Raw genomic sequence first — 12,230 nt, 5'->3', positions numbered from 1 at the left:
GCACATGAGGGCCGAACGAACGCAGGCGATGCAGGACCGCGCCGTGCGCACCCGCCGGGCGATCCTGGAGGCCGCCGCCGTGGTGTTCGAGGACCGGGGCTACGGCGCGGCCAAACTGACGGACATCGTGCGGCTCGCCAATGTCACCAAAGGCGCGCTCTACTTCCACTTCGACTCGAAGGAGGACCTGGCGCAGGCCGTGATCGACGCCCAGGTCATCATGCACGCGCCGGTCACCCCGCAGGAGTTCAGGGCGCAGGAGTTCGTCGACGTCGGCATGGTCTTCTCGCACCGCCTCCGCCATGACGTGCTGATGCGCGGCAGTGCCCGGCTCACACTGGAGCAGAACGGCCGGGAACTGGACCGGGCGGCGCCGTACCAGGGGTGGATCGATCTGCACACCGCCTTGCTGGTGCGGGCGAGGGAGCACGGCGAACTGCTCCCGCACGTGGACCCGTCGGGGCCCTCGCGGCTGGTGGTCGGGGCCTTCGCCGGGCTCAACGTCATGTCGCAGACCCTCGGGCTCGACCTGGACCGGGAGATCTCGGCGCTCTACACGAGCGTGCTGCCGAGCCTGGTGGTCCCGGCCGTGGCGGCCCGGCTCGACACCGCTCCGGGGCGCGGCGCGCGGGTGCTGCACGGCCCGGACGAGGCCGCCCGGTGCGACTGTTCGAGCCCGTCCGCACCGGTCCCGGCCGCCGTCGGCTGATCCGCGGCGCCGGGGCGCGCATCCGGTTCCGGCCCCCCGGCGCAGGCACGCGCCGGCCCGCGCCGCCCCGCGCCCGACCGGCCCCGCCGCGCCGCGCCCGACCGGCCCCGCCGCGCCCCGCACCCGGATCCGGCGGACCACCGCTCGTCCGGCGGCGGCGGCCCGGCAGACTGGGGGCATGTCCATTCACCAGAACCTGCTCGGGGGCCCCGCCCCCACCCACCTGCCCGACGAGCCGGGCCGCGAGGCCATCGCCGCCGGCACCCCCGCCGTCGAGGTGGCGGCCGCGCACCCCACGTCGTCCCTGGCCTGGGCGGTCCTCGCCGACGAGGCCTTCGCGGCCGGCAACACCGTCGAGTCGTACGCCTACGCCCGTACGGGCTACCACCGCGGCCTCGACGCGCTGCGCCGCGCCGGCTGGAAGGGCCACGGCCCGGTGCCGTGGGAGCACGAGCCGAACCGCGGCTTCCTGCGCGCCCTGCACGCCCTGGCCCGCGCGGCCGAGGCGATCGGCGAGAAGGAGGAGTACGAGCGCTGCTCGACCTTCCTGCGTGACTCGTCCCCGACGGCCGCGGACACGCTGAGCGCCTGAGTCCGTACGGCGGGGAGTGACACGCACCCAAAGTGTGTAATTCGTGTCACTCTCCGCTGGAGCGCCGGCGCGACGGGGTCCTATGATGCGGGCAGGGGACCGGGGCTCCACTCACCTCACGGAAGGGGCGGACCGCTACCCGGAAGCACGTGTCGAGGAGACAGCGATGTCGAAAACCCTTGATGCCTCCGGAGTCGGCGGGTCTGAAACCCCGAACCTCGACTTCGACGGCACCACCCCGTACGAGGACTACGTCCAGGCGGACGTTCTCACCCACCTCCAGCACCTGCGCTCCGACGACCCGGGCGAGATGGTCTTCCTGGTGACGACCCAGGTCATGGAGCTGTGGTTCACGGTCATCGTCCACGAGTGGGAAACCGCCGCGAAGGCCCTGCGCGAGGACCGCATCCAGGTCGCGATGGATGCGCTGAAACGTTCCCTCCGTGAGCTCGAGGCCCTCAACGCATCCTGGCGCCCGCTCGCCCAGCTCACCCCGGGACAGTTCAACGCCTACCGCGCCGCCCTCGGCGAGGGTTCCGGTTTCCAGTCGGCGATGTACCGCCGCATGGAGTTCCTGCTCGGCGAGAAGTCCGCCTCCATGCTGGTCCCGCACCGGGGTGCCCCGCGCGTCCACGCGGAGCTGGAGAAGGCCCTGCACGAGCCCAGCCTCTACGACGAGGTGCTGCGCCTGCTCGCCCGCCGCGGCCTGCCGGTCCCGGAGGCCGTGCTGAACCGCGACCTGTCGCAGCGCTACGAGCCCTCCCCCGAGGTCGAGGCCGTCTGGACGGGCCTGTACGCCGCCCCGGACGACAACGAGACCGTGGACCTGCACCGCCTCGGCGAGGTCCTCACGGATGTCGCCGAGCTCGTCTGGCGCTGGCGCAACGACCACCTGGTCGCCACCCGTCGCGCGATGGGCGCGAAGACGGGCACGGGCGGCTCGGCCGGCGTGACCTGGCTGGAGAAGCGGGCGACGAAGAACGTCTTCCCGGAGCTCTGGACGGCCCGCAGCTATGTCTGACGCCTCCACGAACATATCGAGGGAGCCTTCGGCGGACCTGCGCGAGCGTGCGGCCGAGCTGGACGCGGCCGACGGGCTCGCCAAGCTCCGCGAGCGCTTCACCCTCCCCGACGGGGTCGTCTACCTGGACGGCAACTCGCTCGGCGCGCTCCCGGCCGGTGTCGCCGACACCACCGCGGACGTCGTCGCCCGGCAGTGGGGCGAGCTGCTCATCCGGTCCTGGGACGAGAGCGGCTGGTGGACCGCGCCCGAGCGGATCGGCGACAAGATCGCCCCGCTCGTCGGCGCGGCCCCCGGTCAGGTGGTCGTCGGTGACTCCACCAGCGTCAACCTCTTCAAGGCTCTGGTCGGTGCCGCCCGTCTCGCGGCCCCCGGCCGGACGAAGCTGCTGGTCGACGCGGCCACCTTCCCCACCGACGGCTACATCGCGCAGTCCGCGGCCCGGATGACGGGCCTGACCGTCGTCCCGGTGGACCCCTCGCACGCGGCCGAGGCCATGGACGCGGACACCGCCGTGGTCCTCCTCAACCACGTCGACTACCGCAGCGGACGGCTCCACGACCTCGCCGCCCTCACCACGGCGGCCCGCGCCGCCGGGGCGATCACGGTCTGGGACCTGTGCCACTCCGCCGGAGCCCTGCCCGTCGACCTCGACGCGCACGCCGTCGACCTCGCGGTCGGCTGCACGTACAAGTACCTCAACGGCGGCCCCGGCGCGCCCGCGTACCTGTACATCGCCACCCGCCACCAGGCCGACTTCGACTCCCCGCTCCCGGGCTGGAACGGTCACGCGGATCCGTTCGCGATGACCCCGGCCTTCGAGGCGGCCGAGGGCGCGACCCGTGGACGGGTCGGCACGCCGGACATCCTGTCCATGCTGGCCCTGGAGTCGGCGCTCGACGCCTGGGACGGCGTGTCCGTCGAAGACGTACGGGCCAAGTCCCTCGCCCTGACCGACTTCTTCCTGGAATGCGTGGCGGCGTACGTCCCGCAGGGCCGGGTCGAGTCGGTCACCCCGGTCGAGCACGGCCGCCGCGGGAGCCAGATCTCGCTGCGGACCGAGAACGCCCGTGAGGTCATGGGTGAGCTCATCTCCCGGGGCGTCATCGGCGACTTCCGCGCACCCGACGTCCTGCGCTTCGGCTTCACCCCGCTCTACGTCGGTTTCGCCGACGCCGAGCGTGCCGCGCAAACACTGGGTCACATTTTCGGGTGACTCGGTAGGGAAACGTCACATCACCGGGCGGGCGGGGCTACGGCTCCGTCCGCCCGGTCATATTCCGGTCCCCGCACGGAACAGCCTGTTCCGGACTGATACGGTCCCGCTCTGCCGGACCACCGGAACATCTGTCCCCGCTGTCCCACGCGTTACCGAGAGGTTGAGCCGATGACGGACCCCGCCGCAGTGGAACGGGACGCCGCGGAGGCCGCCTCGGCCTTCGCCCACCCGACCGTGGCGCCGGACGTGACCGCCGCGTACGGGGAACACCCCGACCACGTCGTCGACTTCTACGCCCCGCGCGGTGAGGCCCAGGGGCCGGCACCGCTCGTGGTGCTGCTGCACGGGGGCGCGTGGCGGGCCCCGTACGACCGACAACACGTCACACCGCTCGCGGACTTCCTGGCCCGTCGAGGGTTCGCCGTCGCCAATGTCGAGTACCGACGTGGTAGTTCACTGCCGCACCAGAACGCCGAGGGTCCGGTCGCCGGGCGTTGGCCGGAGACCTTCGACGATGTCGCCGCCGCGATGGACGCCCTGCCGGGGCTGGCGGCCGACGCCCTCCCGCAGGCCGACGTCCGCCGCACGGTCGTCACCGGCCACTCGGCGGGCGGCCACCTCGCGCTGTGGGCCGCGGCCCGGCACGTCCTCCCCGCGGGCTCCCCGTGGCGGCTGCCCGCCCCGCCGATGCTGCGGGGCGTGGTGGCACTGGCCCCGATCGCCGACTTCGCGGTGGCGGAGGAACTGGGCGTGTGCGGCGGCGCGAGCGCGCAGCTGCTGGGCGGGGCGGACCACTGGGACGAACGGCTGCCGTACGCCGATCCGGCGGCACTGCTGCCGACCGGGATCGCCACGGCGGTGGTCCAGGGCCGGGACGACATCGTGGTCCCGCAGCAGGTGGCCGAGGCCTATGTGGCGGCGGCCGCGAAGGCGGGGGAGATGGTCGGGCTGACCCTCCTGGACGCCGTCGGACACTTCCCGCTGATCGACCCGGCGGCGGACGCGTGCGCGGTGGTCGCCGAGGAGATCTCGCAGCTGGCCTGGTAGCGCCCGGCGGTGTGACACCCGTCGCCGACCCTCGTCGCCGCCTCCGACGACCGGCCTCTATCGATCCGGTTTGCCCGGGGCCAGGTGTTCCACCAGTTCGGCGAGGTCCTCGCAGACCTGCTCGATCTTCAGCCGGACGTTGTTCTGCTCGGTGACCAGGGCCGACAGCAGCAGCCCGGTCAGGGCCGCCGCGCCGTTGAGGCCCTGGAGGTTGATCATGATCTCGAAGAGGGTGTGATGGGCGAACGGCCCGACGTGGGCGGTCGCCGCCGCGATCGTCAGGACCGACACCAACAGGGTGACCGGCGCGCTCCCGGCGAGCTGGAAACGTACGGCCGCCCAGATGATCAGCGGGAAGACGAGGAAGAGCAGCGAGAGGGGGCTGCGGGTGGCCAGGAGGGTGACGCCGACGGAGGCGAGCACCAGGGCCGCCGCCTCGGCCGTCCGGTAGCCCTCCCGGGACCGCCGGAGCGTCGTGACCCGGCGCAGGACCAGCAGCAGCGGGGTCAGGACGAGCACGCCCATCGCGTCCCCGGCCCACCAGGCCGACCACACCGACCAGAACTGCGACGTCGGCAGGTCCCCGGTGAGCACCAGCGTGCAGGTCCCGATCGTCGCGCTGATCAGCATGGGCAGCAGACCGCCCAGGAAGACCAGCGCCAGGGCGTCCCGCAGCCGGTCCATCTCGGTACGGAAACCCACCCGGCGCAGCATCAGGTACGCGCACACGGGGGCGAGCACGTTCCCCGCGACGATGATCAGGCCCGGCAGGTCGAAATCGCTGATCTGCTCGATGGTGAGATACGTACCGAGCGCGATCCCGGGCCACGCCCGCAGGCCCATCCAGAGCAGGGAGGCCACGGCGATGCCGGTCGGCAGCCACAGGGGTGTCACCTCGGCGCCGTTGACGACCACACGCTGGTACAGGCCGATCAGACCGCCCACGTAGTAGGCGACGGCGACGGCGAGGATCGGCAGCAGAGCTGCGGGCAGACGTCGCCATCCCTCGGTGCGCACCACAGCATCAGACAACAGCCCGGCGCCCCCCGCGGGCCGTGACACGCGCTAGCCCGTCTCCTGCGGGTCGGGTCGGGCGTCGTGGGTGAGCACGAGCACGGCGGCGTCGTCCGCGTGGCCGGTGGAGTCGGCCACCTTCATCACCTCGGCGGCCAGCTCGCCCGGATCGGTGCCCGCGGCCTCCCGCACCACCTTGGCCACCCGCTCCAGGCCCACCTCGATCGGGAACTTCGGCCCCTCGACCACACCGTCGGTGAGCAGCACGATCGACCCCGCCTTCGTCAGGCGGCGGCGGGTCACCGCGTACCCCGCCCCGGGCGCCAGGTTCAGCGGCAGGCCGCCGTCGTCCTCGGCTATGCCGTACTCGCCGTCGACGGTGGCCCAGACCGCCGGAACATGGCCGGCCCGGGCGGTCTCCAGCTCCCGGGTCTCCGGGTCGAAGCGCAGCAGGCTGCAGGTCGCGAAGAGGTCGCGGTCCATGGAGAGCAGCACCTCGTTGGCCCGGCTCAGCACCTCGCCCGGATCGACGACCACGGCCGCCACGGCGCGCAGGCAGATCCGCACCTGCCCCATGAAGGCGGCCGCCTCCACGTCGTGCCCCTGGACGTCACCGATGCAGAAGGCCAGAGCCCCCTCGGGCAGCCGGAAGCCGTCGTACCAGTCACCACCGATGTCCAGGCCGTGCCGGGCGGGCGCGTACCGGGCGGCGGTCCGCAGGCCCGGCAGCGCGGGAAGCGAGGCGGGCAGCATCTCGCTCTGCAGCGCCTCGGCCAGGTCCACCCGGGCCTGCTGCAGCTCCACCCCGCGGCGGGCCTGGTCGGCGAGCCGCCCGAGCGTGCTGAGCAGGTCGGCGCTGGCCGCCCGCGGGGCACGGCGAGGAGTCACGGAACGCTCCGAGGTGCATCCATCCGTCCCTGCCTCCGCTGCGCGAAAAGCCCGTGCACAGGCCCGTGCACATCATATTTCCGCCCACCCGGAACCCGCCCCCCGAGACCGGTCCTGCCCTTACGGGGCCCAGGGGGCGGGCCTACGGAGACCTCGGCCCACCGACCTCAGCCCCACTGCTCGTCGGCCAGCGAGGTGACCGGCTGGGGCTTGCCGATCACGGCCAGGGCGATGAAGAAGTTGATCTGCCCGATCGCGATGGTGAGGGTGGCGAGGGCCTTCTCGTCGTAGTGCGCGGCGACCTCGGCGTAGAGCTCGTCGGTGACCCGCTCCCGACCGTGCGGGGCGGGCTGGAGGGTGGCCTCCACCAGGGCGAGGGCGGCGCGCTCGGCGGCCGTGAAGTAGGGGGCGTCCTGCCAGGAGGAGACGGCCGTGATGCGCTCCTCGGACTCCCCGGCCTTGCGCAGGAAACCGGTGTTCAGGACGGTCAGGTACGTGTTGCCGACGATCTGCCCGGCGCGCAGGTGGACCAGGCTCATCGTGGTCCGCGGCACGGAGCGGTTGCCCGTGGCCCGGAAGAGGGCGGCGCTGATGTCGTTCAGCTCGGGGACGAACTCGGCCGGGTTCGGCATCCGCGAGATGGAGGTGTTCGTCATTGCTGCTCTCCTTCGGTCGGTGTCTTCACAGCACTGACGGAGGGGAGCGGACGGATGTGACAGGGAGCGGGACATTTCTTTCCGGCGTCCCGCAGGCGGCGTGCCAGGGGGCGTGCCAGGGGGCGTGCCAGAGGCGTTCCCGGGCCGCCCGACAACGCCGGAGGGGCGGCGGGCGCGGGGTGCGCCTGCCGCCCCTCCGGGGGGACCGGGTCTCCTAGAGGAAGGAGTTGATCTCGATCGTCTCGGTACGGCCGGGGCCGACGCCGATCGCGGAGATCGGGGCGCCCGACATCTCTTCCAGGGCCTTGACGTACGCCTGGGCGTTCGCCGGGAGGTCCTCGAAGGTCTTGGCCTTGGTGATGTCCTCGGACCAGCCGGGGAGGTATTCGTAGATCGGCTTCGCGTGGTGGAAGTCCGTCTGCGAGTACGGCAGCTCCTCGACGCGCTTGCCGTCGATCTCGTACGCGACGCAGACCGGGATCTGCTCCCAGCCGGTCAGAACGTCCAGCTTCGTGAGGAAGAAGTCGGTGAGACCGTTCACACGGGTGGCGTAACGTGCGATCGGCGCGTCGAACCAGCCGCAGCGGCGGTCACGTCCGGTGGTCACGCCGCGCTCGCCGCCGATGCGGCGCAGGTCCTCGCCGTCCTGGTCGAACAGCTCGGTCGGGAACGGGCCGGCGCCGACTCGGGTCGTGTAGGCCTTGAGGATGCCGATGACACGGCTGATCTTCGTCGGGCCCACGCCGGTGCCGGTGCAGGCGCCGCCGGCGGTCGGGTTGGACGAGGTGACGAAGGGATAGGTGCCGTGGTCGACGTCGAGCAGGGTGCCCTGGCCGCCCTCGAACAGCACGACCTTGTCCTCGTCCAGCGCGTTGTTGAGGATCAGCGTGGTGTCGGCGACGTACGGCTTGATCTGCTCCGCGTACTGGAGCATCTCCTCGACGATCTGACCGGCCTCGATCGCGCGGCGGTTGTAGAGCTTCGCGAGGAGCTGGTTCTTGCCCTCCAGCGCCGCTTCGACCTTCTGGACGAGGATCGACTCGTCGTAGAGGTCCTGGACGCGGATACCGACGCGGTTGATCTTGTCCGCGTAGGTCGGGCCGATGCCGCGACCGGTGGTACCGATCTTGCGCTTGCCGAGGAAACGCTCGCCGACCTTGTCGAGGGTGACGTTGTACGGCGTGATCAGGTGCGCATTGCCGCTGATGAGCAGCTTGGAGGTGTCGATGCCGCGCTCGTTCAGGCCGCGCAGCTCGGAGAGCAGGACGGCCGGGTCGACGACGACACCGTTACCGATGACCGGGGTGCATCCGGGGGAGAGGATGCCGGAAGGGAGAAGGTGCAGCGCGTACTTCTGGTCGCCTACGACGACCGTGTGGCCGGCATTGTTGCCGCCCTGGTAACGCACCACGTAGTCAACGGATCCACCGAGCAGGTCGGTGGCCTTTCCCTTGCCCTCGTCACCCCACTGAGCTCCGAGCAGCACAAGAGCGGGCACAGGCGTACACCTCTTCCGGATGGGGCATGTCCAAGGTCAGGGGGCGTACGACGATGTACACCGCAGGCTGAGCCGTCGGACCGGTGCCCCGGAATAGACGAAGGCCCTGGCGCAATAGCGCAAGGGCCTCTTGCACAAAGATGCTACCCGAGGAAGGACCGAGGTGTCGGCTCCAGAGCCCACCATGAGCCAAGCGGGCGCGCCGGTAGGCGGCCTGCTCGTGCTCGTCGACCCGGTCGCCCGCCGTCTTGACGGCGAGTCCGTGCGGATCGCGAAGGATGTGTTGTCAGCGGGCGCGGCAGCGAAAATCTGCCTGCCGGATTCGCAGGAGGAATTTGCGCGGGCTCTTGCCCGCCGGGGTCATCGACGGCTGGTGATCGTCGGTGACGACCGTGCCCTGGTGCGCGCCGTGGGGTTGCTGCACCGGGAGCGCGGGCTGGGAGAAGGACCCCTGGCGCTGGTCCCGGTCGGCCCGGTGGGGTCGCTGGGGCTGGCCAGGTCCCTCGGCGTGCCGCTGTCGGCCGTCACCGCGGCCCGGGCCGTCCTCGACGGGGCGGTGCGCAGCTGTGACCTGCTGGTCGACGACAGCGACGGGGTGGTGCTCGGCGCGCTGCGGATTCCGCCGGTGCACGGGGTCCCGCGGCCCGCCGGGCCGTCGGTGTGGAGCGCCTACCGCTCGCTGGTCCGGACGCTGGTCCGGCCGGTCGCGGCGGCCGGCGGCGCGGCCACGAGCCGGCACCGGCTGCGGGTCGAGGCCGACGGGGTGCTGCTCGCGGACGTGGACCGGCCCGTGGAGGACGTCTCGGTTCGCACCCGGGACGACGGCGGCGCGGCGGAGGTCGTGGTCCGGACGGGCGGCGGAAGCTCCGCCGAATCGACGGTCACGGCCCGGGCGAGGACGGTGACGGTGTCCGGCGCGGACTTCCGGTACCGCGCCGACGCGGCGCTGACCGGCCCGGTTCGCCGCCGTACGTGGACCCTGCGTCCGGGGGCTTGGGCGCTCACCGTGCCCCGGTGACCACACCGGGTGCACGGTGAGCGGCGGGCGCGCCCCCGCAGCCGGCTCCCCGGACCCCTGCCACTGATACGGGCAGGGGTCCGGCCGCCGCTCGGCCGCCGCTCGGCCGCCGCTCGGCCGCCGCTCCGGCGCCGCGGGGTCAGGCGCCGACGTACGCCGCGAGGTGCTCGCCGGTGAGGGTGGAGCGGTCTTCCACGAGGTCGGCGGGGGTGCCCTCGAAGACGATCAGGCCGCCGTCGTGGCCGGCACCGGGACCGAGGTCGATGATCCAGTCGGCGTGCGCCATGACCGCCTGGTGGTGCTCGATGACGACGACCGACTTCCCGGAGTCCACCAGTCGGTCGAGCAGACCGAGCAACTGCTCCACGTCGGCCAGATGCAGGCCGGTGGTCGGCTCGTCGAGCACGTAGACACCGCCCTTCTCCGCCATGTGGGTGGCCAGCTTGAGTCGCTGCCGCTCGCCGCCGGACAGCGTGGTGAGCGGCTGGCCCAGGCTGAGGTAGCCGAGGCCGACGTCGGCGAGCCGGGTGAGGATGCGGTGCGCGGCGGGCGTGTGCGCCTCGCCCGCCCCGAAGAACTCCTCGGCCTCGGTCACCGACATCGCGAGCACCTCGCTGATGTCGCGGCCGCCGAGGTGGTACTCCAGCACCGACGCGTCGAACCGCTTCCCCTCGCACTCCTCGCAGGTGGTCGAGACGCCGGCCATCATCGCCAGGTCGGTGTAGATGACCCCGGCGCCGTTGCAGTTCGGGCAGGCGCCCTCCGAGTTCGCGCTGAACAGGGCCGGCTTCACCCCGTTGACCTTGGCGAACGCCTTGCGGATCGGGTCGAGCAGCCCGGTGTAGGTCGCCGGGTTGCTCCGGCGCGAGCCGCGGATCGCGCCCTGGTCGATGGAGACCACGTCCGCGTCCGGGGAGAGCGACTTGTGCAGCAGCGAGCTCTTGCCGGAGCCGGCGACGCCGGTGACGACCGTGAGCACCCCGAGCGGGATGTCGACGTCGACGTCGCGCAGGTTGTTCGCCGTGGCCCCGCGGATCTCCAGCGCGCCGGTGGGCTTGCGTACCGACGGCTTGAGCTTCGCCCGGTCGTCGAGGTGACGGCCGGTGATGGTGCCGCCGGAGCGCAGCCCCTCGACGGTGCCCTCGTAGCAGACGGTGCCGCCCGCGGTGCCCGCGCCGGGACCGATGTCGACGACGTGGTCGGCGATCGCGATGGTCTCCGGCTTGTGCTCCACGACGAGCACCGTGTTGCCCTTGTCGCGCAGCCGCAGGAGCAGGTCGTTCATGCGCTGGATGTCGTGCGGGTGCAGGCCGATAGTGGGCTCGTCGAAGACGTAGGTGACGTCGGTGAGCGAGGAGCCGAGGTGGCGGATCATCTTCACGCGCTGCGCCTCGCCGCCGGACAGGGTGCCCGAGGCCCGGTCGAGCGAGAGGTAGCCGAGGCCGATCTCCACGAACGAGTCGAGGGTGAGCCGCAGGGCGGTGAGCAGCGGGGCCACCGAGGGCTCGTCGAGGCCGCGTACCCACTCCGCGAGGTCGCTGATCTGCATGGCGCAGGCGTCCGCGATGCTGATCTTCTTGATCTTCGAGGACCGGGCGCCCTCGCTGAGCCGGGAGCCCTCGCACTCGGGACAGACGGTGAAGGTGACCGCCCGTTCCACGAAGGCCCGGATGTGCGGCTGCATCGCTTCCTTGTCCTTGGACAGGAAGGACTTCTGGATCTTGGGGATGAGGCCCTCGTAGGTGAGGTTGACGCCCTCGACCTTGACCTTGGTGGGCTCCCGGTAGAGGAAGTCCTGCATTTCCTTCTTGGTGAACTTCGCGATCGGCTTGTTCGGGTCGAGGAAGCCCGACTCGGCGTAGACGCGCACGGTCCAGAAGCTGTCGGACTTCCAGCCGGGGATGGTGAAGGCGCCCTCGGCGAGCGACTTGGAGTCGTCGTACAGCTGGGTGAGGTCGATGTCCGAGACCGAGCCGCGGCCCTCGCAGCGCACGCACATGCCGCCGGTGCGGGAGAAGGTCGCCTTGACGGTCTTGGTCTTGGCGGCGCCGCGCTCGACCGTGATGCCGCCGCTGGCCCGGACGGAGGCGACGTTGAAGGAGTAGGCGCTGGGCGGGCCGATGTGCGGCTTCCCGAGCCGGCTGAAGAGGATGCGCAGCATCGCGTTGGCGTCGGTGGCGGTGCCGACCGTGGAGCGCGGGTCGCCGCCCATGCGCTGCTGGTCGACGGTGATCGCGGTGGTGAGCCCGTCCAGTACGTCGACCTCGGGGCGGGCCAGCGTGGGCATGAAGCCCTGGAGGAAGGTGCTGTACGTCTCGTTGATCATCCGCTGGGACTCGGCGGCGATCGTGTCGAACACCAGCGAGCTCTTGCCCGAACCGGAGACTCCGGTGAACACCGTCAGGCGGCGCTTGGGGATCTCGATGCTGACGTCCTTGAGGTTGTTCACGCGTGCGCCGTGCACGCGGATCAGACCGTGGCTGTCGGCGGCGTGCTGCGCCTGCGGTGCCTGAGCGTCGGTGGGGCGGGAGTCCGGCTCGGGGGCCCTGCTCATCGTGTCTCCATCTC

General features: G+C 71.7%; 11 protein-coding genes. 6 read left to right on the top strand and 5 right to left on the bottom strand.

What is annotated here, in order from left to right; genetic code table 11:
• Nucleotides 1-4: 4 nt before the first annotated feature.
• The 5 genes from BCL76_RS09670 (at nt 5) to BCL76_RS09650 (ending at nt 4,588) form a co-directional block, all read left to right on the top strand.
• Nucleotides 5-709, top strand: a complete 705-nt coding sequence (locus tag BCL76_RS09670) for a ScbR family autoregulator-binding transcription factor (RefSeq protein ID WP_181382494.1) — start codon at nt 5-7, stop codon at nt 707-709.
• A gap of 178 nt (nt 710-887) precedes the next feature.
• Nucleotides 888-1,301 (top strand): DUF3151 domain-containing protein, encoded by a 414-nt coding sequence (locus BCL76_RS09665; protein ID WP_052870398.1) that lies wholly within the window; start codon nt 888-890, stop codon nt 1,299-1,301.
• Between the two features lie 166 nt (nt 1,302-1,467).
• Entirely contained in the window at nt 1,468-2,322 is an 855-nt protein-coding gene (locus BCL76_RS09660) for a tryptophan 2,3-dioxygenase family protein (protein ID WP_109779080.1), read from the top strand.
• Nucleotides 2,315-3,538 carry a kynureninase gene (gene kynU, locus BCL76_RS09655; protein WP_109779079.1) on the top strand — a complete coding sequence of 408 codons (1,224 nt, stop codon included), beginning with the start codon at nt 2,315-2,317 and terminating at the stop codon, nt 3,536-3,538. Before BCL76_RS09660 ends, kynU begins: the two co-directional genes overlap by 8 nt.
• 171 nt (nt 3,539-3,709) lie before the next feature.
• Nucleotides 3,710-4,588, top strand: coding sequence for an alpha/beta hydrolase (locus tag BCL76_RS09650; protein ID WP_109779078.1), 879 nt, complete (start codon nt 3,710-3,712; stop codon nt 4,586-4,588).
• Nucleotides 4,589-4,645: 57 nt separating this feature from the next.
• Here BCL76_RS09650 and BCL76_RS09645 read toward each other — a convergent pair whose 3' ends face one another.
• The 4 genes from BCL76_RS09645 to BCL76_RS09630 all read right to left on the bottom strand — a co-directional run bounded on the left by BCL76_RS09645 (nt 4,646) and on the right by BCL76_RS09630 (nt 8,644).
• The gene (locus BCL76_RS09645) at nt 4,646-5,608 is read right to left on the bottom strand and encodes an MASE1 domain-containing protein (RefSeq protein ID WP_109779077.1); all 963 of its coding nucleotides are present in this window, start codon (nt 5,606-5,608) and stop codon (nt 4,646-4,648) included.
• Between the two features lie 45 nt (nt 5,609-5,653).
• Nucleotides 5,654-6,490 (bottom strand): PP2C family protein-serine/threonine phosphatase, encoded by an 837-nt coding sequence (locus tag BCL76_RS09640; protein ID WP_109779076.1) that lies wholly within the window; start codon nt 6,488-6,490, stop codon nt 5,654-5,656.
• Nucleotides 6,491-6,657: 167 nt separating this feature from the next.
• Nucleotides 6,658-7,146, bottom strand: coding sequence for a carboxymuconolactone decarboxylase family protein (locus BCL76_RS09635; protein WP_181382493.1), 489 nt, complete (start codon nt 7,144-7,146; stop codon nt 6,658-6,660).
• A 214-nt stretch (nt 7,147-7,360) separates the two neighbouring features.
• Nucleotides 7,361-8,644: an adenylosuccinate synthase gene (locus BCL76_RS09630; protein ID WP_109779075.1), complete on the bottom strand. Its 1,284-nt coding sequence runs from the start codon at nt 8,642-8,644 to the stop codon at nt 7,361-7,363.
• 184 nt (nt 8,645-8,828) lie between these two features.
• On the opposite strand from BCL76_RS09630, the gene BCL76_RS09625 reads away from it, so the two are divergent.
• A complete protein-coding gene (locus tag BCL76_RS09625; protein ID WP_109779074.1) occupies nt 8,829-9,662 on the top strand; it encodes a diacylglycerol kinase family protein in 834 nt (277 codons plus the stop codon).
• A 139-nt stretch (nt 9,663-9,801) separates the two neighbouring features.
• Here the strand turns inward: BCL76_RS09625 and BCL76_RS09620 are convergent, their stop codons facing one another.
• Complete coding sequence (locus tag BCL76_RS09620; RefSeq protein ID WP_109779073.1) at nt 9,802-12,216, bottom strand: ATP-binding cassette domain-containing protein; 2,415 nt, start codon at nt 12,214-12,216, stop codon at nt 9,802-9,804.
• Between the last annotated feature and the right edge of the window lie 14 nt (nt 12,217-12,230).

The sequence above is a fragment of the Streptomyces sp. CG 926 genome, assembly GCF_003148825.1.
In the GTDB taxonomy this organism is placed as follows: Bacteria; Actinomycetota; Actinomycetes; order Streptomycetales; family Streptomycetaceae; genus Streptomyces.
Note: the sequence above shows the minus strand (reverse complement) of the source record. Positions and strands in the feature narration are given on the sequence as shown.